This is a genomic window from Pantoea sp. (assembly GCF_032114055.1).
Classification (GTDB): domain Bacteria; phylum Pseudomonadota; class Gammaproteobacteria; order Enterobacterales; family Enterobacteriaceae; genus Pantoea.
Genome location: NZ_DAMCTB010000001.1, coordinates 323,597 through 344,043 on the forward strand (window position 1 = coordinate 323,597; position 20,447 = coordinate 344,043).

The 20,447-nt window shown below is 58.0% G+C and carries 15 protein-coding genes and 1 pseudogene; 11 read left to right on the top strand and 5 right to left on the bottom strand.

The features are described 5' to 3' along the window. Nucleotides 1-186: 186 nt before the first annotated feature. Entirely contained in the window at nucleotides 187-351 is a 165-nt protein-coding gene (locus RT657_RS01505; protein ID WP_313651883.1) for a hypothetical protein, read from the top strand. A 131-nt stretch (nucleotides 352-482) separates the two neighbouring features. Here RT657_RS01505 and zinT read toward each other — a convergent pair whose 3' ends face one another. Continuing rightward, nucleotides 483-1,133, bottom strand: a complete 651-nt coding sequence (gene zinT, locus RT657_RS01510; protein WP_313651885.1) for a metal-binding protein ZinT — start codon at nucleotides 1,131-1,133, stop codon at nucleotides 483-485. 390 nt (nucleotides 1,134-1,523) lie between these two features. Here zinT and katE point away from each other — a divergent pair, with 390 nt between their 5' ends. After that, a complete protein-coding gene (gene katE, locus RT657_RS01515; protein WP_313651887.1) occupies nucleotides 1,524-3,788 on the top strand; it encodes a catalase HPII in 2,265 nt (754 codons plus the stop codon). Nucleotides 3,789-3,855: 67 nt separating this feature from the next. On the opposite strand, the gene RT657_RS01520 is transcribed toward katE, so the two are convergent. Further along, on the bottom strand, nucleotides 3,856-5,514 hold the full coding sequence (locus tag RT657_RS01520; protein WP_313651889.1) for a methyl-accepting chemotaxis protein: 1,659 nt from the start codon (nucleotides 5,512-5,514) through the stop codon (nucleotides 3,856-3,858). Nucleotides 5,515-5,739: 225 nt separating this feature from the next. Between RT657_RS01520 and RT657_RS01525 the strand changes: the two genes are divergently transcribed. After that, on the top strand, nucleotides 5,740-6,996 hold the full coding sequence (locus RT657_RS01525) for a mechanosensitive ion channel family protein (protein ID WP_313651891.1): 1,257 nt from the start codon (nucleotides 5,740-5,742) through the stop codon (nucleotides 6,994-6,996). 55 nt (nucleotides 6,997-7,051) lie between these two features. On the opposite strand, the gene RT657_RS01530 is transcribed toward RT657_RS01525, so the two are convergent. Continuing rightward, nucleotides 7,052-7,321, bottom strand: a complete 270-nt coding sequence (locus RT657_RS01530; RefSeq protein ID WP_313652683.1) for a hypothetical protein — start codon at nucleotides 7,319-7,321, stop codon at nucleotides 7,052-7,054. 452 nt (nucleotides 7,322-7,773) lie between these two features. On the opposite strand from RT657_RS01530, the gene treZ reads away from it, so the two are divergent. The 4 genes from treZ (at nucleotide 7,774) to RT657_RS01550 (ending at nucleotide 15,108) form a co-directional block, all read left to right on the top strand. Next, nucleotides 7,774-9,558, top strand: coding sequence for a malto-oligosyltrehalose trehalohydrolase (gene treZ / locus RT657_RS01535; RefSeq protein ID WP_313651893.1), 1,785 nt, complete (start codon nucleotides 7,774-7,776; stop codon nucleotides 9,556-9,558). After that, nucleotides 9,555-12,083, top strand: coding sequence for a malto-oligosyltrehalose synthase (gene treY, locus RT657_RS01540; RefSeq protein WP_313651895.1), 2,529 nt, complete (start codon nucleotides 9,555-9,557; stop codon nucleotides 12,081-12,083). The genes treZ and treY overlap by 4 nt, the downstream gene beginning before the upstream one ends. A 57-nt stretch (nucleotides 12,084-12,140) precedes the next feature. Further along, on the top strand, nucleotides 12,141-14,216 hold the full coding sequence (gene glgX, locus RT657_RS01545) for a glycogen debranching protein GlgX (RefSeq protein ID WP_313651897.1): 2,076 nt from the start codon (nucleotides 12,141-12,143) through the stop codon (nucleotides 14,214-14,216). Between the two features lie 127 nt (nucleotides 14,217-14,343). Next, nucleotides 14,344-15,108 carry an SDR family oxidoreductase gene (locus tag RT657_RS01550; RefSeq protein ID WP_313651899.1) on the top strand — a complete coding sequence of 255 codons (765 nt, stop codon included), beginning with the start codon at nucleotides 14,344-14,346 and terminating at the stop codon, nucleotides 15,106-15,108. A 109-nt stretch (nucleotides 15,109-15,217) separates the two neighbouring features. Here the strand turns inward: RT657_RS01550 and RT657_RS01555 are convergent, their stop codons facing one another. Further along, entirely contained in the window at nucleotides 15,218-15,493 is a 276-nt protein-coding gene (locus tag RT657_RS01555; protein ID WP_313651901.1) for a hypothetical protein, read from the bottom strand. 540 nt (nucleotides 15,494-16,033) lie between these two features. Here RT657_RS01555 and RT657_RS01560 point away from each other — a divergent pair. Then, complete coding sequence (locus tag RT657_RS01560; protein WP_313651903.1) at nucleotides 16,034-16,573, top strand: TetR/AcrR family transcriptional regulator; 540 nt, start codon at nucleotides 16,034-16,036, stop codon at nucleotides 16,571-16,573. Further along, nucleotides 16,570-17,718: pseudogene (locus tag RT657_RS01565) on the top strand (MFS transporter). The gene RT657_RS01560 and the pseudogene RT657_RS01565 overlap by 4 nt, the downstream one beginning before the upstream one ends. A gap of 145 nt (nucleotides 17,719-17,863) precedes the next feature. Here RT657_RS01565 and RT657_RS01570 read toward each other — a convergent pair. Continuing rightward, a complete protein-coding gene (locus tag RT657_RS01570) occupies nucleotides 17,864-18,100 on the bottom strand; it encodes a hypothetical protein (RefSeq protein WP_313651905.1) in 237 nt (78 codons plus the stop codon). Nucleotides 18,101-18,385: 285 nt separating this feature from the next. Here RT657_RS01570 and RT657_RS01575 point away from each other — a divergent pair, with 285 nt between their 5' ends. Beyond that, nucleotides 18,386-18,922 (top strand): N-acetyltransferase family protein, encoded by a 537-nt coding sequence (locus tag RT657_RS01575; RefSeq protein WP_313651907.1) that lies wholly within the window; start codon nucleotides 18,386-18,388, stop codon nucleotides 18,920-18,922. Between the two features lie 87 nt (nucleotides 18,923-19,009). Next, nucleotides 19,010-20,221, top strand: coding sequence for a diguanylate phosphodiesterase (locus RT657_RS01580; protein WP_313651909.1), 1,212 nt, complete (start codon nucleotides 19,010-19,012; stop codon nucleotides 20,219-20,221). Nucleotides 20,222-20,447: the final 226 nt, after the last annotated feature.

Sequence of the window (20,447 nt, forward strand, 5' to 3'; positions counted from 1 at the left end):
GTGTAACAGGCCTCTGGCGGCCAGCCAGTCGTGCGCCACGGCGTTGAGCGGAATAACGTCAGGGCGCGCAGTTATGTCAGGGGAGATTATTCAGCACGTCGCTATTGACGCGGCTGCGCGGCGGCGTGCAGCTATACATTCGGGCCAGAAGATCGGATCTGAAAAATGTGAGGAAACGTGTTTTCAATGCTGACAGGAGTGCGCGGTGTGTCGATGATTACGCTGAAGTACGAACCGCTGCAGGCGAGACGGCATCGGCTGACCAATGCCTCGATCAGCGCCGGACAGCACATGAACATGCGTCGCCGGATAACGGCTTTGTCCGGGGAGCCCCTCACCCTGGCTGATTAAACAGCAGGTGGAGGCACCTTATCAGCGGAGGGGACAGGCTATTCCGGCTTCCCGCCATCCGACCTGGGCAGGAGCCCCCTCCGCCACGCTTAACAACCCGCCCTGCTCCGCGGGTTATCCTGCAGACTGCCTCAGTGGTGCAGCATCTCATCCACGACCTGCGGATTCGTCATCTGATAAGGGTAATAGGTCGGCCAGTTCTCCATTTCCGCCAGCAGGGCCTGCTGCGACTCGTTGCCCATAAAGATATGGAAATGCGCAGACTTGCGCGGGCCGATGGTGTGATCGCTGAACTGCACATATTTAGGCGCTTTGCTGCCGGCATCCTGGCACTCAAACAGGTAACGCACCCCTTTTTTGCCTGACGTATAGGTCAGGATCTTATGGCCCGCGTAGCGGTAGTGACAGGCGTTGACCTGCTCACCGACGTGAAACTCCATAACGCCGTTTTCGATGCCGATGGTCGCGACATCGGTGGCGTAGCCTTTGCGGTAATAGGCTTTAATCTCTTCTGCCGTTTTATCCGGGGTCTGCTGCGCCTTCTTCTGCCAGACCGGATCCAGCTCACCGCTTTGCAGCAGCGGATAGACGGACTGCCACAGTCCGTCCCAGTCAGAGAGCGGGCGATCTTTCACATCGCTGTCAGCAAAAATCCCTTCTGCCGCCTTCTGCTCCATCGCAGACAGCGGTTTTCCATGCGCGTGCGTGCCGTGCGCCAGCGCCTGCTGGCTGATTAATAGCGCCCCAATCAACCCAATCCACTTACCTGCCTGATTTGCCAAAACCTTATCCTCACTCGCCGTTACAATTGCGCAAAATGTTATGATATAACATTTCTTAATTCAACGAAAAGTTTCCGGCTGTGACGTTAATTTTTCTTACCGATCGGCGACCGCTTCTGGCCCCTGCTCTGGCCCGCTGGCGGACGACGCCCGGGCGCGCCTTCAGCGGGTTTTGCGTAAGGCGGGCGTGGCCTGGCTCACCGCTGATCCAGACGGCAAGCGGCGTCGATAAGCGTAGCGACAGGAGAGCGTCAGAGATAAGCCGCGGTTTCTGTCCGGATAAAAAAGGAACGCCCGCCGCAGTTAAATGGCCGCTTAATCCTCAGTATTGTTCAGGTTGTTCTATATTTAGTGTCGTCGAAAGTTAAATAACCGCTGGAGCATGGATTAATGTCGAAAGATACAGAGAAGAAACCCCTGAGCGAACGTGCGCCCACCACCGGTCCCGAATCCTCTGAACCCGGCCTGGGATCGCTGGCACCCAAAGATGGTTCGCATCAGCCCCCCGCTGAACCGACCCCTCCCGGCAAACAGCCTACCGCACCAGGTAGCCTGAAAGCTCCGCAGACACACAACGCCAAACTTGACCAGCTTGAAGCCAGCCGGAAAAACGGCACCCACCAGGCTCTGACTACCAATCAGGGCACGCGTATCGCCAACGACCAGAACTCACTGACCGCCGGGTCGCGCGGTCCGACGCTGCTGGAAGACTTTATCCTGCGTGAAAAGATCACGCACTTTGACCACGAACGTATCCCGGAGCGTATTGTCCACGCCCGTGGATCGGCCGCACATGGCTATTTCCAGCCTTACCGCTCACTGAAAGATCTGACCAAAGCGCAGTTCCTGAGCGACCCGGAGCAGACCACGCCAGTCTTTGTCCGTTTCTCCACGGTTCAGGGCGGTGCCGGTTCAGCGGATACCGTGCGCGACATTCGCGGTTTCGCCGCCAAGTTTTATACCGAAGAGGGTGTATTCGACCTGGTCGGCAACAACACGCCAGTGTTCTTTATTCAGGATGCGCATAAATTCCCTGACTTCGTGCATGCCGTTAAACCCGAGCCGCACAACGAGATCCCGCAGGGCCAGAGCGCCCACGACACCTTCTGGGACTACGTCTCTCTGCAGCCGGAAACCATGCACAATGTGATCTGGGCGATGTCTGACCGCGGGATCCCGCGCAGCTACCGCACCATGGAAGGTTTTGGCATCCATACCTTCCGTCTGGTCAACGCCGAAGGCAAAGCGACTTTTGTCCGCTTCCACTGGAAGCCGGTGGCCGGTAAAGCCTCGCTGCTGTGGGACGAGTCACAGAAACTGACCGGTCGCGATCCCGACTTCCACCGTCGCGACCTCTGGGAAGCGATCGAAGCCGGTGATTTCCCGGAATATGAGCTGGGCCTGCAGCTGATCCCGGAAGAGGATGAGTTCAAATATGACTTCGATATTCTCGATGCCACCAAACTGATCCCGGAAGCGCTGGTGCCGGTAGAGATCGTCGGCAAGATGGTGCTTAACCGCAACCCGGATAACTTCTTTGCGGAAACCGAGCAGGTGGCGTTCCATCCTGGCCATATCGTTCCGGGCCTGGATTTCTCCAACGATCCGCTGCTGCAGGGCCGTCTCTTCTCCTATACCGACACGCAGATCAGTCGCCTGGGCGGGCCGAACTTCCATGAGATCCCGATCAACCGTCCAACCTGCCCTTATCACAATTTCCAGCGTCAGGGGATGCATCGTCAGGATATTGATACCAATCCGGCTAACTACGAGCCAAATTCCATCAACGATAACTGGCCGCGTGAAACCCCACCGGCGGCGAAAGGGGGTGGCTTCGAAAGCTATCAGGAGCGCGTGGAAGGCCATAAGGTGCGTGAGCGCAGCCCGTCGTTTGGCGAATACTATGCCCAGCCGCGCCTGTTCTGGAACAGCCAGACAGCGTTCGAGCAGCAGCACATCATTGGTGCCTACTCGTTTGAGCTGAGTAAAGTGGGCCGCGCCTATATTCGTGAACGTGTGGTAGATCATCTGGCACGCATCGACCTGAAACTGGCGCAGGGCGTGGCGGATAACCTGGGTATCGCGCTGACGGACGAGCAACGCAATATTCAGCCACCCGCCGCAGTGAACGGTCTGACGCAGGATGAGAGCCTGAGCCTCTACGCCGTGCCGGGTGGGGAGATCAAAGGCCGTCAGGTGGCGCTGCTGCTCAGCGACGGTGTGAAAGCCGCAGATGTGCTGGCGATTCTGCAGGCGCTGAAAGCGAAAGGCGTTCACGCTAAACTGCTGGCACCACACATGGGCCAGGTAAGGGCCGATGATGGGTCGGTGCTGCCGGTAGATGCAACCTTCGCCGGTCTGCCTTCCCTGACTTTCGATGCCGCCATTGTGCCGGATGGTAATATCGACGCCCTGCTGTTAAGCGGCGATGCCCGGTACTTCCTGCTGGAAGCCTACAAGCATCTCAAGGTGATCGGCCTGGTGGGCGACGCGCGTCGCTTTAAAGCGCAGTTCGGCCTGAACGATGGCGATCAGGAAGAGGGTATCGTGCAGGGTGATTCAGCGGAGAGCGCGCTGATGTCTGCGTTTACACAGGCGATGAAGGCGCACCGCGTCTGGTCACGCAGCCAGAAGGCGCAGTCCGTTCCGGCCTGATGCATTGCGTTAATAAAAAACCGCCCCCGGGCGGTTTTTTTATGTCATAGCGACGTTACCGCCGTTTTCAGAAGCTCTGCCAGTTATCATTGTCCGTTACGGCAACAGGCTGACGTGCTGGCACGGTCAGCGCCTTCGCCACCGGCGCGGCGGAGAACGCCGTTTGCAGGCTGCCGGTTTTGAAGACCGAAACCGTTTTACGCAGCGTGCTCGCCTGATCCTCCAGTGAGGCGGCGGCCGTGGCAGACTCTTCCACCAGCGCGGCATTCTGCTGCGTCACCCCATCCATTTCCGAAACCGCAATGCAGACCTGCTCAATGCCGCGGGTCTGCTCGGTGGAGGAGGCCGCGATCTCTTCGATCAGCTGCGTCACCCGACTGACCGACTTAACGATACTCTCCATCGCCACGCCCGCCTGAGAAGCATGATCTGCGCCGGTTTTAATGCGCTCGGCGGATCGCTCGATCAGCCCACGGATCTCCTGCGCCGCACTGGCGCTGCGTCCGGCCAGCGAACGAACCTCACCCGCCACCACCGCAAATCCCCGGCCCTGCTCCCCGGCCCGCGCGGCTTCAACGGCGGCGTTAAGCGCCAGGATATTCGTCTGAAAAGCAATGCTGTCGATGATAGCGGTGATCCCGGCGATCTGACTGGAACTTTCGCTAATCTGATCCATATTCGCGATAACCCGGGCGACGGTTTCACCGCCCTGCTGCGCCGTGGCCGACGCCTCTTTCGATACCGTGGTGGCCTGCTGCGCATTATCCGCATTGAGCTTCACCGTCGAGGTAAGCTGTTCCATACTGGCAGCGGTCTGTTCCAGCGCGGCCGCCTGCTGCTCGGTGCGGGAGGAGAGATCGGTGCTGCCGGCTGAAATTTCCGCCGCACCGGTAAAGATAGAGCGGGTTGCCTCATCCACCGAAGTAATGGTCACCACCAGCGCGTCGCGCATCTGCTGCAGCTCCTGCGTCAGCAGGCCCATTTCATTGCGGCCTTCCTGCGGGATCGTTGCAGTAAGATCGCCTGCAGAGATGGCACGCATATAACCGGTCAGCCTGGCCAGCGGGCCAATCAGCAGCTTCTGAAGTCCAATCCAGACCGCCGCGCCGACCACGCCAGTAATCAGGCCGATGGTCAGCAGTGCCCAGAGTGCATCGGTCAGGCTGCGTTGATTCTGCAGAGAGGTATCTTTCATCAGCTGGATATTTACCGCCCGCCAGGCTTCATAGGCGCTGTCGAGCTGATCCTGTGCCGCCTGCGCCTCCAGATTGCCGTAGGCCGGATAGTTACCCTGTTTCAGGAAGGTAATAGAGGCCAGCATGGTGTCACGCATCTGCTTATAGGCGCTCTCAACCTGTGCCGATTGCGCCTCACCCTGCCCGGCTTTGCGCGGCATCGCCTGCCATGCGTTAAAATTCGCATCGGCGTTTTCCGCTGACTGTCCCGCCTGCTCCAGCAGCGCCGCCATCGCCGCCAGTGATTTGGGGTCCTGCTGATTTTTCAGGAAACGGATCGCCACGCGGTTGATGGTGACGCGGGTTTTAATCAGGGTTTTCACCGCATCGCTGAGATGCTGCTGCTGCAGCGTCAGCTGTTCGGCCGCCACGAAGTTTTTATCGGCCTTAGCAACACCGTTGTAAAACAGAAAGCCAGTCAGGGTCAGTAACGTGATAAAAATGGCCAGAACTGCCACAATACCGTGCGTAATTTTAAGATTTTTTAGCATATCCAGAGGCTCATGTCAGAGGAGATAAGATCGTTATCGGCCAGTGCACCATTTATCTGAGCGTCGCGCGCAGGTATTGCTCCGCGCCGGGAGCAATGCCGCGGCCGTGCGCGTGGCCTGCGACAGAAAAAAGCGCGGCGGCGGAACCTGAGCGCATTCGGCGCTTAACAACCGCACCCCTGCTGTGGTTGAATTCGCTCCTTCTCTTTTTCGCACGTGGTTATCATGCATTACATTCAGAGTCTGATGAGTTTTATTGAGGGAAACCGGGTGCTGTCGATCAGCTTCAGCCTGTTGCTGCTGGTAATGGCGGGCATGGTTACGCACCTGATCTGTAAATTCTTCATCGTCAAAGTGATCAGGAAGGTCTTTTTCAGCAGCCATAAAAAAGGCGTGCCGCTGGATAAAGATATCCGCCTCTCTCAGAAACTGTCGAATTTTGTGCCGGTCATTGTGGTCTATAATTTTCTGCAGTTTATGCCGGGCCTGCCTGAAAATCTGAAAGTGGCGATTCAGACCATCTGCGGCATCCTGTTCTTTATCTATCTGTCGATCTTCTTCAATGAAGTGCTGGAGATCGTTAACAACTCTTATTCGCGCAAGTCCAAACGCAAAAATCACTCGATCAAAGGCTATATCCAGATTGGTAAAATCCTGGTGCACATCATTGCTGCGATCATGATTCTGGCGATTATGTCCAATAAATCACCGGCGATTATCATCTCCTCGCTGGGTGCGGTGGCCGCAGTGCTGATGCTGATCTTCCAGCATACGCTGCTGTCGCTGGTGGCCAATGTTCAGCTCTCCTCCAACGACGTGCTGCAGCTGGGTGACTGGATTGAGATGCCGGACAGAAACATCAGTGGCGAGGTGATTGATATCGCGCTGCACACCATTACTATCCGCAACTGGGACAACACCCTGTCGCGCATCCCCACCAAAAATTTTCTGACCGAAACCTACACCAACTGGCAGGCGATGTTCTCCTCGGGTGCCCGGCGCATTATGCGCAGCTTCTGGCTCGATCAGAAGTCGATTACCTTTGTGACTCAGGAGATGCTGCAGGCGATGAGCCAGATCCGTCTGGCCGGTGAAGCGATCACGCAGTTGCTGGATGGGCGCGATATCAGCGCCGTTGGCGACCGCTGGTTTATTGAAAACAACATCACCAATCTGATGGTGTTCCGAAAATTCCTGACCGCCTGGCTGGCGCAGCGTGATGATATTCAGAAAGAGATGTATATCGTGGTGCGGCCGCTGAAGCCGTCACCGGACGGTTTGCCGGTAGAGGTCTACTGCTTTACCTCGTCAATTTACTGGGCCGACTATGAAAATACGCAGGCCGCGATTTTTGAGTATATCACGGCGATGACCCGTTTCTTTTCTCTGCAGATTTACCAGCATCCGGCGGGCTCCGATTTTGCCCGGCTGGCGCAGCCGCGCGCCGACAGTCGGGAGGTTCAGCAAAACGGCGGGATCTAACGGGTCACGCACGGTGGTCATCAGACACCACCGTGCAGCCCGACAACCGGGCCGGTTAGCTCTTACTCAACGCATAATTCAGCACTCTGTCATTTTTCATCTGTACGGTCAGCGTCTGCCCCTCGGTGGTGTTCAGGGTGCGAGCCTCGCTGTAAGTCCACTTCAGCAGCCGCTGCCCATCGGTGTAAGGCGTTTCACTGTCTGGCTGACCAAACAGCGCGATCAGCTGTGAACGGGTGGTCTGACCGGCATGAATATGCTGCAGATTACCGCTGTCCAGCCGGTGTCCGACCCGGTTGGAACAGGCTGAGAGCAGCAGTACCACAGCTAACAAAACACATTTCCTCACGTCATATCCTTTTTTTATGTTCAGCGACACCGCCCTTAGGGTGTGACCCGCGCCCTCACAGTTAAGCGCAGAGTGAGTCTGTGTCATCCGGCAGCGTTTTCTGCGCCAGCCGAGGTGTCTGTGCGGCTGGCTACGGTCAATTCAGAGCAATTAACACAAATTCATGCCACGCCACGCCGCGCCGCCCTGCGACTGCAATATCTTAGTCTATGCTTACTGTCTGTATACCCTGTGGAAACGGTCTCAACGCTGTTTTCCCACGGTATCACGCTGAATACCAGTCCAGCCTCCTGGCTGAAGAGACGCGCCAGCCCACCTGGCATCCTGGTCTCGCTGATCGCTTTACGGTTTTTCGACGCTTGTGTCATCAACATCCTTTTCGTGCGATGGCTGTCATCGTGCATTTTCAGGCTAAATGAGGCAACTGAATGGAATCCAGATCTTTTTTTAAAAGTTGGGGCGCAGAACGGGTTGCCAGCGATGAGGTGCGCTTTCGCCTCTGGGCAACCGGCCAGCAGCGCGTCACGCTGCGGCTCTCGGGTCAGGATATTGAGATGACACCGCAGGCGGATGGCTGGTTTGAAACCCGGGTTGCCGGGGTCGCCGCCAACGCAGAGTATGACTTTGTGCTGGCGGATGGCACCGCCGTGCCCGATCCGGCCGCCCGCGCGCAAAAAGCCGGGGTTAACGGCCCGTCACTGGTGATCGACCCGGAAGCCTATCGCTGGCAGAACAGCCAGTGGCAGGGACGCCCCTGGGAGGAGTCGGTGGTGTATGAACTGCACATCGGCACCTTTACCCCCGAGGGCACGTTCCGGGCGGCCATCGACAAACTGCCGATGCTGGCCGACACCGGCATCACCATGATCGAGGTGCTGCCGGTGTCGCAGTTTGGCGGCAACCGCGGCTGGGGCTACGATGGCGTCCTGCTCTATGCGCCACATGCCGCCTACGGCACACCCGACGATTTCAAAGCCTTTATCGATGCCGCCCATGGTCATGGGCTGTCGGTGGTGCTGGATATTGTCCTGAACCACTTCGGGCCGGAGGGCAACTATCTGCCGCTGCTCTCGCCCGACTTCTTCCACAAGGAGCGCCAGACGCCCTGGGGCGCCGGAATCGCCTATGACGTCGATGCGGTTCGCCGCTATATCGCAGAAGCCCCGCTCTACTGGCTTCAGGAGTACCATCTGGATGGTCTGCGTTTCGATGCGATCGACCAGATTGACGATCCCAGTGAAAAGCATGTGCTGGTGGAGATTGCCGAGCGCATCCGTGCCGATATTACCGATCGTCCTGTCCACCTCACCACCGAAGATTGCCGCAACGTCACCTTCCTGCACCCGCGCGATGAAAACGGCCATGCCCCCCTCTTTACCGGCGAATGGAACGATGACTTTCATAACGCTGTGCACGTGCTGGCGACCGGAGAAGATCACGCCTACTACCAGGATTTTGCCGACAGGCCGGAACAGCGGGTCGCACGGGCGCTGGCCGAGGGCTTTGTCTATCAGGGCGAAGTGTCGCAGCAGTCGGGTGAGCCGCGCGGCGTGAAAAGCAGCAGCCAGCCGCCGGTCGCCTTTGTCGACTTCATTCAGAACCATGACCAGACCGGGAACCGCGCACAGGGCGATCGCCTGATTACGCTGGCAGGTGCAGCGCGCACCCAGGTCCTGCTGGCCACGCTGCTGGTGTCGCCTCATATCCCGCTGCTGTTTATGGGCGAAGAGTATGGCGAAACCCGGCCATTCCTCTTCTTTACCGATTTCCACGGCGATCTGGCGAAAGCGGTACGTGAAGGACGCGCCAGAGAATTTGAAGGTCATGCCGGTCACGGCGAAAGCGTGCCGGATCCCAACGCTATCACTACCTTTGAACAGTCAAAACTGAACTGGTCGCACACCGATACGCCGGAAGGTCAGGAGTGGCTGACGCTGACGCGCCAGCTGCTGGCCCTGCGTCAGGAACATATTGTGCCGCTGCTGCGTGACGCGGGCGGCGATGCCGGTCAGGTGGTGAACACCGCAGAAGGTTTCCTTGCTGTGCGCTGGGACTTCCCGCAGGGCACGCTGTCACTGGCGCTGAACGTCGGCAGCCACGCGCAACCGATCCCGGATCTGCCGGGCGATACCCTGTTTGCCTGGCCGCAGGCCGGCACCGAACTGACTCCCAACGCTATTGTGGTGCGTCTGGCTAAGAGAGAAGCAGAATGACTATTCCAACCGCGACCTATCGCATCCAGTTCCGTAACGGCATGACGTTTGACCGCGCAGCGGCGCTGGTGCCCTACCTGAAAACCCTGGGGATCAGCCATCTGTATGCCTCGCCGATTTTCAGCGCGACCGCAGAGTCAACCCACGGCTATGACGTGACGGACGTTAACCAGATCGAGCCGTCAATCGGCGGCCGTGAAGGCTTTAATCGCATGGTTACCGCCCTGCAGGCCGCCGGGCTGGGGCTGATCCTCGACATTGTGCCTAACCACATGGCCGCCTCGCTGGAGAACCCCTGGTGGCGCGATGTGATCGAGCATGGCGAACAGAGCCGTTACGCGCACTACTTTGACATCGACTGGTCACGTCGCCTGACGCTGCCCTTCCTCGGCGACACTTTTGAAGCAGAGCTGGAAAAGGGCGACATCCGCGTGCAGCGCGATCCACAGACAGGAAAACCGGCGCTGGCCTACTTCGACAATTTCTATCCGCTGGCACCGCACACCTGGCAGGATCGCGAAGAGGCGGTGCTGGCCCTGCGCGACGCCAGCGACATGGCCGCCCTGCATGACCAGCAACCGTGGCGGCTGATGTCATGGCGCGATGCCCCCAGTGACCTCTCCTACCGCCGCTTTTTTGAAGTGACCGGACTGGTGGGCGTGCGCGTGGAAGATCCCGCCGTCTTTGATGCCGCCCACCAGCTGATCCTTGAACTGGTTCACAGCGGCGCGGTGCAGGGATTACGCGTGGACCATGTGGATGGCCTGGCCGATCCGTACGGTTATCTGAAGCAGTTACGCCAGGCGGCAGGTCCCGACTGCTATCTGACCGTAGAGAAGATCCTGGGCGACGGCGAGCAGTTACCGGACGCATGGCCGGTTTCCGGTACCACCGGCTATGAGTTTATGGCCGCCCTCGCCAACCTGCTGGTCGACAGCGAGCGGCTGAGCGGACTGCGCAAGGCGTATCAGGCAGTAATCGGCAAAACCGTAGATATGAAAGCGGAACTGCGCGCGGCCAAGCTACTGATGGCTGACCGCAATTTTGCCGGTGAGTTTAACCGTCTGCTGCAGCTGGCTCTGAAGATTGCCGACACTGGCGGCACGCCCCAGCCGGAAGCGGAACTGAAAAATGCGCTGCGCGAACTGCTGGTGGCGTTCCCGGTCTACCGCACCTACGGCACGCCGGAGGGGCTGACGCCAGCCGACACCGCGCTGCTGGAGCAGGTGGTCAGTCAGGTTAAAGCCAGCGCGCAGGCGCCCGACAACCAGGCGCTCGACTTCCTCACCGCTATCCTGCGGGCGGAAACGGCCGCCGCGACCCGCGACGATGCCAGCCAGTTCCGGACCCGCTTCCAGCAGCTGACCGGGCCGCTGATGGCGAAATCGGTAGAAGATACCCTCTTCTTCCGTCAGCACATGGCGCTGGCACTGAATGAGGTCGGCGCTGAGCCGCTGGCACGTCACTTCTCGCTGGATCAGTTTCATGCCGAAATGCAGGCGCGACGCGACCATCAGCCCGATGCGTTGTCCGGCACCTCTACGCATGACACCAAACGCGGTGAGGATGCCCGTGCGCGCCTCTATACCCTGACCGAAGCGCCACAGCGCTGGGCCGACTGCGTAAGCCGCTGGCGCGCCATGAACGAGGATAAGGTGCTCCGTCTGAAAGATGGCCCGGCGCCCGAACCCGCCGTGGAGTGGATGCTGTATGAGGCGCTGGCCGGTGTCTGGCCGACCGACCTGCAGCCGCAGGATGCGGAAGGTCTGGCGGCACTGGAAGCGCGCTTTGTCGTCTACGTGGAGAAAGCGCTGCGTGAAGCCAAACTGCGCACCGACTGGGCCGACAACAACGACGCCTACGAAGAGGCGGTGCTGGATTATGCGCGTCACCTGCTCGCCCCGGCCAACCGTACCTTCCTGGATGACTTCTGTGCATCGCTGCAGCCCTTTATGCGTGCCGGACTGGTCAACAGCCTGACGCAGACGGTGGTGAAACTCACAGCACCGGGCGTGCCCGATATCTATCAGGGCAGCGAGGCGCTGGATTTCAGCCTCGTCGATCCCGACAACCGTCGCGAGCCCGATTTCGACGCACTGGCGGCGATGCTTGAGACGCCACAGCACGACGAAGGCGAAGCGCACTGGCTGCGCGGTCAGGTCAATCAGCAGGCGATAGTCAGACTGCTGACGCTGCGTCAGGCGCAGCCGGAGCTGTTCCGCCGCGGTGACTATCTGCCGCTCTCCGCAGAGGGCGAGCAGCAGGATAAGGTGCTCGCCTTTGCCCGCATCGGTCAGCAACAGGCGGTGATTGTCGTCGTGTCGCGCCGGGTCTTTGACCTGCTGCCGGACAATCTCGATCAGCCGCCGGCCGAACGCTGGGCTGAGACGCATCTCGCCCTGCCGGCCGCCCTGAGCCAGCGCACCTATCGCGATCGGCTGACCCGTAAAACCCTTGCCGTGACGGATCAGTTACCACTTTCGGCGCTGGCGTCGCAGTGGTGCGCCGTACTGGTGGCGGAATAAATCCGGCCTGAACCCTTTTATTACGCGTCACTCTGTTCACTGAATAACGAGGCATCAATGTCAAACAGTCAGCGTTTTGAAATTACGGCGGGTTACAGCCATTTGCTGGGGGCCAACTTTGACGGTCAGGGCGTGAACTTTGCCCTGTTCAGCGCCCACGCCGAGCGGGTTGAACTCTGTCTGTACGATCCCAGCGGCAGGACGGAAATTGCCCGTCTGGAAGTGCCGGAATATACCCATGAAGTCTGGCACGGCTATGTCCCCGGACTGAAGCCGGGGGCGCTCTATGGCTACCGTGTTTACGGCCCTTACGATCCGGAAAACGGGCATCGCTTTAACCCTAATAAGCTTCTGCTCGATCCCTACGCCCGCGAACTGGCAGGCGACATCGCATGGAATGAAGCGCACTTTGCTTACGATCTCTATCACGAGGATAAAGATCTGACATTTGACAGCCGCGACAGCGCGCCGTTTACGCCTAAGTGCCGGGTTATCGACCCGAATGAGTTTGACTGGCAGGATAATAACCGTCCGACGGTGCCCTGGCCAAAAACGGTGATTTATGAAACCCACGTCAAGGGTTTCACCCAGCTCAACCCTGCACTGCCACCCGAACTGCGCGGCACCTTCGACGGTATGGGCCACAAAGCCAGCGTCGACTACATTAAAAGTTTAGGGATTACTTCGGTCGAACTGCTGCCGGTGCACTGGTTCCCGGACGATCAGCACCTGCTGGACAAGGGGCTGAAAAACTTCTGGGGCTATAACACTCTGGGCTTCTTTGCGCCTGCGACCCGCTATTTCGGACCGCGTGGCATTCAGGGCTTCCGCGACATGGTGCGCGCCTTCCACGATGCCGGGATCGAGGTGATCCTGGATGTGGTCTATAACCACACCGCTGAAGGGAATGAGCTGGGGCCGACACTGTCATTCAAAGGCATCGATAACTTCTCCTATTACCGCACGATGCCCGATCAGCATCGTTATTACATTAACGACACCGGCACCGGCAACACTGTCAACACGTCGCATCCGCGTGTGCTGCAGATGGTGCTCGATTCGCTGCGTTACTGGTCAGAGTCGATGCATATCGACGGTTTCCGTTTCGACCTCGGCACCATTCTTGGCCGCGAACCGGATGGCTTCGACCCGCGCGGTGGCTTCTTTGATGCCGTGATGCAGGACCCGATCCTGTCGCAGAAAAAGCTGATTGGAGAACCCTGGGATATCGGACCCGGCGGCTATCAGGTGGGCAGCTTCCCGCCCGGCTGGGCCGAGTGGAACGACCAGTATCGCGACACCGTGCGCGACTACTGGAAAGGCAACAATGTCTCAACGGATTTTGCGGCCCGCCTGCTCGGCTCCGGCGATCTCTACGACCAGCACGGTCGCCGCCCCTGGGCCAGCGTCAACTTTATTACTGCGCACGACGGCTTCACTCTCAACGATCTGGTGTCCTATAACGACAAGCACAACGCGGAGAATGGTGAAGACAACAACGACGGGCACAGCGACAACCGCTCGTATAACTACGGCGCCGAAGGCCCGACCGACGATGATGCGATCAACGCGGTGCGCGAACGTCAGAAGCGTAATTTCCTGGCCACGCTGATCTTCTCTCACGGCACGCCGATGCTGCTGGCGGGCGATGAGTTTGGCCGCAGCCAGATGGGTAACAACAACGGCTACTGTCAGGACAGCGAAATCTCCTGGGTACACTGGGAGAACCTGCCGGAGTCTGCAGAGGCGCTGCGCGCGTTTACCCGCCAGATTCTGCAGTTACGCGCGCAGCAGCCGTTACTGCGGCGCGAAAACTGGCGCGACGGCATGGACATCAAATGGTTCAACGCCGGGGGCGGGTTCCAGCAGAGCGAGCAGTGGGATGAAGGCTCTACGCTGGGCGTCTATATCGGACGGCCGGATCTGCAGACCGAAGAGGGCATCTGGCATGACGTCCTGATGCTGCTCAATCCGTTTGAAGGCAATGTGCCCTTCCGCATCCCGCAGTTTGGCGAAGGCGGCTGGGTGCTGGAGCTGACCACCAGCGACGTGACGAAACGGGGGATGGTGATCACCAAAGAGAAAGACTTCGAGCTGGAAGGCCGCAGTTTTGCGCTGTTCAGACGTCCGTAGGGGCTGAATCGGGTTAATAACCGCGCGTCAGGCGCAGCGGATCCTGCGCTGCGCTTGAATTTCTGGCAATCGCTGCCAGGCTTAAGCGGTTGTTAATCGTAAAAATTAATGCTGACAAGGAGGCATAATGTCCAGATTTACGCAGAAAGTTGTGGTTGTGACAGGTGCCGGATCCGGCATTGGTGAGGCCAGCGCAAAGCGCTTCGCTGAGGAAGGTGCATCCGTGGTGCTGGTGGGCCGTACCGCGCAGAAACTGGAAGAGACGCTGGCGGAGATGACGTCAGGCGACCATCTGGTGGCAGCCTGTGATGTCTCAGACGCTGAGCAGGTTAAACAGCTGTCAGAAAAGGTGCTGGCGAAGTATGGCCGGGTCGACGTGCTGGTCAACAACGCCGGAGTTATCGTGCAGGGTCGCGTACATGAAGTCGGGCTCGACGCCTGGGAAACCCTGATGAAGACTGACCTTGATGGAGTGTTCTACGGCGTGCACTACTTCATGCCTGCCCTGCTGAAAAGCAAAGGTAATGTCGTCAACATCTCCTCGGTGTCAGGCCTGGGCGGCGACTGGGGCATGAGCATCTACAATGCGGCGAAAGGGGCGATTACCAACTTCACGCGCGCACTGGCGATGGACTATGGCGCGGATGGCGTGCGGGTCAACGCGATTTGCCCCGGTTTTACCTTTACGGACCTGACCGAAGAGGCCAAAAACGACCAGGCCCTGCTGGAGCGTTTTTACGATCGCATCCCGCTGCGTCGCGCAGGTGAAGCGGACGATATTGCCCGTGCCATAGTGTTTATTGCCAGCGAAGACGCCAGTTATATTACCGGCGTCAATCTTCCGGTCGATGGCGGCCTGACTGCCTCAAATGGCCAGCCTAAACAGGCATGATTTTCCGGGCAGCGTTTTTACGCTGCCATTTTTATTCTGAACCGCCCGCCCGCTTATTTCTTTTATTTCCGCTGATTTCGCTCTGCCACCGGCAGGTTATTCCGCCCGATTAATGACGGGGTGTATGACGGGTAGGCGTTGCCGCGCGCGCTGGCTTAATTGCCGTGCTGCTGCTGGTCGGGCAAATAAAGGTGCTCAGACAGGCATTACATAATATGGCATTCGGATGATGTATTTTTGCCACCGTCAGCGCCTGCTGTCGGGTATAAAGCGAACCAATAAATACGCGCTTGTCGTTTTTGGACAGATTAACGCAACCTTCTTTGTGTAAAATCCATCCACCCATGGGACGCGGGCACAGATAATAATAGCTGGCTTTGAGCATGGCAATTCATCCTGATAGTTGCTGTATGTGTCGTAAAAAACGAACCAGAATTGGTAAGAGTTTTTTTTGTAATCTGAAGCATTATTAAACTAACTGAGAATTATCCTTAAAACCACTTTATTAGATGCGCAGAACCGACTTTGAGAATATGCCCTTTTTTGCCGCCGCTATCGCTTCAGCCATTCAACGCCCTGAAATTCACCGATTCGCTTTACTGGCCTGCTTTCATTTGATCTTCTAATCGATCAGTAAGCAGGCGCATATTTATTTAAATCAATAAAAACAATGAGTTAAAAAGATAACAGGGAGGCAATTTTTGCGACATAGCTCACATCTGATTAGCAGGCGTGGCGATAAAAAGCGGCTCCGCAGGGGGATTTATGAGTATTGATAAACTGAGGCTGAAAATGGCAAAACAGACCGGCATGGTACTGCTCAATGCAGCCCAAAAGGCGGCTACGTCAGCGGCTTATTAAAACAGGCGGACACATTCAAACGTGGCTGGCTTGAAAAGTAAAACGATCGGTTTACTTTTAAAGGATGAAAAAGAGAGAGGATATCCTGCAGGCCGCCGAGCGGCTCTTCTATACCCACGGCTTCCATGTCACCAGTACCGATCAGCTCTGTTGCGAAGCGGGCGTCTCAACGCGCACGCTTTATCATCACTTCGCCTCCCGCGAAGCCCTCACCGCTGCGGTGCTTGACGCCCGGGAGCAGCGCTTTATGGCCGACCTGCTGCCCGCGCACCAGCCCGAGGCCATCGCCCATCTGTTTGCGGTGCTGGAAACGTGGACGGCGACCAACGGCGCACGAGGCTGCTTTTTTCTCAAGGCCTGGGGCGAATATGCCGGGCGGGATCGCGAACTGGCGTCGCAGACGCTGGCCTTCCGCACGACGCTGCGCACTTACATTACGCAATGCGTGACGCATCGGCGCGGTCAGGCCAGTCAGCCACTGAGTGATGCCATCTGGATGCTGTTTGAAGGTGCGATGACCACGGCGCTGATTATCGGCCCTGACGCTGCCCGACAGGCGGCGCAGGTCGCCCGTCAGTTGCTGCAGAGCGGCGCGGCCAGATGAAACCGGCCACCACCGCCCTCGCCCTGACCGGCTTCAGTCTGATTGCAGTAACCTATGGCATGGCCCGCTTTTCATGGGGAGTGATGCTGCCCGCTGTCGCAGCAGATATGCCGCTCAGCCCGCAACAGGCAGGGTGGCTGTCCGCCTGCAGTTTTGTGGCGTACTGCCTCACCATTCTTACCGCCGCCACACTGGCAAATCGCCAGGGTGTCCGGCTGACGGCGCTGCTGGCCGCCCTCTGTGCCGCGTCAGGTCTGCTGCTGCTCGCCTGTGCCTCTTCACCGCTACTCCTGGCGGCAGGACTCTTTATTGCCGGGTTAAGTTCCGGTCTGGCTCCACCTGCGCTGGCCGCAGCGGTCAGCAGGCGGATCCCGTCTGTCGCTCAGCCGCGCATCAATACGCTGATCAATGCCGGGACCAGTGCAGGCATTATCCTGACCGTGGTCGTTCTCAGCGTACTGCCCGGCGGCTGGCGGAGTGCCTGCCTGCTGTTCGCCCTGTTGTCACTGGTCTGTCTGCTGCCGGTGATGCGCGTACTGCCCGTTCATGCCTCGGGTCGCGCCGCCAGCGTGCGTCACGGATACCGGCAACTGTAGCGTCGTGCTATGCGCCGACTGATGGGCATTGCGCTAGTGTCTGGTCTGGTCAGTGCGGCCTGGTGGAGCTTTGGCCCGGCGCTGCCGCGTCAGCATGTGGGTGTCGATGCAGAGGCCGCGCGTTTACTCTGGCTGGTGGCCGGCGGCGCGGGCATTCTGGGCGTTGCAACCGGCCCGATCGTGGCCCGTATCGGGCTGAACGGCGTTTACCGACTGTCACTGTGCGGGATGACACTGCCGCTGCTGGTTCTGGCCTTCAGCCAGGGTGAATCCAGCGGGTTACTGATTGCGGTGGCCTGCTGCGGCGCGGGATACGTTACGCTGTCGGGAGTGCTGCTGGTATGGGGCGCACGCGCCGTCGCTCAAGAGCCGGCGACGGGTGTCGGCCTGCTGTTTTTTATGCTGGCAGTGGGTCAGGTTGTGGGGTCGCTCTTTGGTCAGCTCTACGCCTCGCTGGGTGCCGCCACGGCACTCACGCTGTTCGCGGTCAGCGGCCTGCTGTTGCTGTTTATGCTCCCCGACCGGGAGAGCCGTGCGTCAGATAAATAATGCAGTGTCAGTAAACGCGTTAATATCGCGCGACAGATTGTCAGCGATTCAGCTCGCCTGGCCGCATCAGATATATCTGGCCGATGAGGGAAGAGGAATGATTCTGGCGCGCTATCTGTTCCGATAAAGAGATAAATGGCCTGAATCAGATCGCCCGGATATTTTTAACCCGCGGATTCATCTTCTGCTGAAGGAGATCTTCATCAGGACCCAGATAATAAGGCACCGCACACTGCCGGCCATCTTTGGTAAATATAATCTGGTTATCATGCAGGAATAACGCCGTGAAATGACCCAGCACGACGCCATTTAATTCGAAGCAATGATTTCTGGCCGCACGCAGCCCCTGCTGGCTATTCAGAAAATCAACGAATCGCAACACGCTGCGCCTCCTTATAATATCGTCGCTTGATCGGAACCGCAGAGATAATAGCCGCAACCCGAACCGGGATCATCCGGCGGCCGTTGTTTTCAGAATAGGCTTATCACTGATTCATTCATGCTGTTTATTCCGCCCGGTCGTTTCCCGGTGATCGCCAGCCCTCATCCCGGCTGGCGCGGCTGTCAGAAAAAAGCCGCAGACTGTCATATTTGTATTGCGTCCTCCGCTCACCCGCTATAACGTTGCTTTTCAACCCTGTACAGCGTGTCGGGACCCCATCCAAAAGTGGAAATTTTTGATGCAGAGAGTCGCCACATCGTGGCGATTCAGCAGATTTATGCATGGCATGTTCTGAACGGTACCGGCTCCTTTGAGACTGTTCCGCCCGACGTCACCGAAATCGGTGAACGGATGCATAAGATTCAGCAGGCGGGCCTGCCCTGGTTTATCGCCGTCAGCGACGGCGTGGTGTGCGGCTTCTGCTATCTGGCGCCCTACCGTCCTCGCCATGCCTACCGGCATACGCTGGAGGACTCGATCTATATCGATCCTGGCTTTCAGCAGCGCGGCATTGGTTCGGGCCTGCTGAAACACGCTATCCGGTGGGCTGAGCAGGCCGGATATCGCCAGCTGATCGCCAATGTTGGCGACAGCGAGAATCGTGGTTCTATCGCCGTACACCATGCTGCGGGTTTTGAGACCACCGGCATCCTGCGCGCGGTAGGATTTAAACAGGGACGCTGGCTGGATACCGTTTTTATGCAGCGCGCGCTGGGATTAGGCAATTCCGCGCTGCCAACAGGCAGCGAAACGCCACTTTAATCTGAAAGACGCACCGGACCTCGTTCTCCGCAGGAGAACCTTCTGGTAAGGTGTGTCAACAAAAAATAAAAAAGCCCGGAAACCGTTATGTTGTCGACAATCATCTATCGCAGCCACATTACTGAACATGTGAAGCTTGATACTCTGGCTGAACTGGCGCGTAAAGCGAACCATATCAACCGCTCATCAAGCGTCACTGGCATTTTACTGTTCAATGGCACGCATTTCTTCCAGCTGCTTGAAGGCCCGGAGACAGCGGTCAAAGCGGTTTACAGCCGGATTTGCCAGGATCCGCGCCACCATAATCTGGTCGAATTGCTGCGTGATTACGCACCGTCACGACGCTTTGGTCACGTCGGCATGGAACTGTTCGATCTGCGGCAGCATGAAAAAGAGCGGGTGCTGGAAGCCATTCTGGAAAAATGTACCAGTAAGTTTCAGATGACCTATGCCGACCGGGCGCTGCAGTTCCTGCGTACCTTTGTCGAGGCACGGGAAAAAGAGAACTATTTTGAGATCCCCGCCGCCAGCAACTGGCAGTTTATTCGTGATGCGTCAGAACAGCGAACAGGCGACGCCGCGCTGATGGCCACAGATGAGATCACCTTTGCCTTCCAGCCCATCGTCGACCCGCTTGCCTGTAAAATTGTTTCGCTGGAGGCCCTGTTGCGTGGTCCACAGGGAGAATCTCCGCTCGACTATTTTGCCGGGCTGTCCCGCGATCAGCTCTATCAGATCGATCTGAGGTCAAAAAGAGACGCTTTCGCCCAGGCAAAACAGCTGGGGATTGAGGGCATGACCCTGTCAATCAATCTGCTGCCGATGACCCTGGTTACCGTGCCCAATGCCGTCGCCTTTTTACTGAAAGAGATCGCGGCGCACGACCTGGTGCCGGAGCAGATCATGGTGGAGTTCACCGAAAACGAAATCATCTCCCAGCCTGAAGCCTTTGAAGCCGCCATCAGGCAGCTGAAAGCCGCCGGCATCAGCCTCGCGCTGGATGACTTCGGTGCCGGTTTTGCCGGGCTGTCGCTTCTGACCCGCATTCAGCCTGACAAGATCAAGATCGACCGCGCTATCATCTCAGATGTGCATAAAAGCGGTCCTAAGCAGGCGATCATTCATGCCATTCTGAAATGCTGTGCCTCGCTGGAAATTGGCGTTATCGCCGAGGGCATCGAACAGCCGGAAGAGTGGATGTGGCTGGAAGCAGCGGGTGTGACGCAGTTCCAGGGCTTTCTGTTCTCAAAACCTGAACTGAACGGCATCGGTGCGGTGGCCTGGCCGGAGCTGAACTAACCCCCTGCGATTTGGATGAATTTGTCATCACCCGCCTTGCCCGATCATCCGGCCGCTGCTAAATAATTAACAGCGCCGGAAGATCATCTTTCTGTCATCTTCCCGCGGCAGAGTCAGCTATTACCCCATCAGTGATTAAATGTTTAGCAGTCAGATGTTCAGTGTTTAGGCCAGCGCAACGCGCCATGCGTGCGACGTGACTCCAGGGACAGCATTTGAGGAACTG

Coding starts and splice junctions, on each gene's coding strand:
- RT657_RS01505 (WP_313651883.1), top strand. CDS start 187: ATGCTGACAGGAGTGCGCGGTGTGTCGATGATTACGCTGAAGTACGAA.
- katE (WP_313651887.1), top strand. CDS start 1,524: ATGTCGAAAGATACAGAGAAGAAACCCCTGAGCGAACGTGCGCCCACC.
- RT657_RS01520 (WP_313651889.1), bottom strand. CDS start 5,514: ATGCTAAAAAATCTTAAAATTACGCACGGTATTGTGGCAGTTCTGGCC.
- RT657_RS01525 (WP_313651891.1), top strand. CDS start 5,740: ATGCATTACATTCAGAGTCTGATGAGTTTTATTGAGGGAAACCGGGTG.
- treZ (WP_313651893.1), top strand. CDS start 7,774: ATGGAATCCAGATCTTTTTTTAAAAGTTGGGGCGCAGAACGGGTTGCC.
- treY (WP_313651895.1), top strand. CDS start 9,555: ATGACTATTCCAACCGCGACCTATCGCATCCAGTTCCGTAACGGCATG.
- glgX (WP_313651897.1), top strand. CDS start 12,141: ATGTCAAACAGTCAGCGTTTTGAAATTACGGCGGGTTACAGCCATTTG.
- RT657_RS01550 (WP_313651899.1), top strand. CDS start 14,344: ATGTCCAGATTTACGCAGAAAGTTGTGGTTGTGACAGGTGCCGGATCC.
- RT657_RS01555 (WP_313651901.1), bottom strand. CDS start 15,493: ATGCTCAAAGCCAGCTATTATTATCTGTGCCCGCGTCCCATGGGTGGA.
- RT657_RS01560 (WP_313651903.1), top strand. CDS start 16,034: ATGAAAAAGAGAGAGGATATCCTGCAGGCCGCCGAGCGGCTCTTCTAT.
- RT657_RS01580 (WP_313651909.1), top strand. CDS start 19,010: ATGTTGTCGACAATCATCTATCGCAGCCACATTACTGAACATGTGAAG.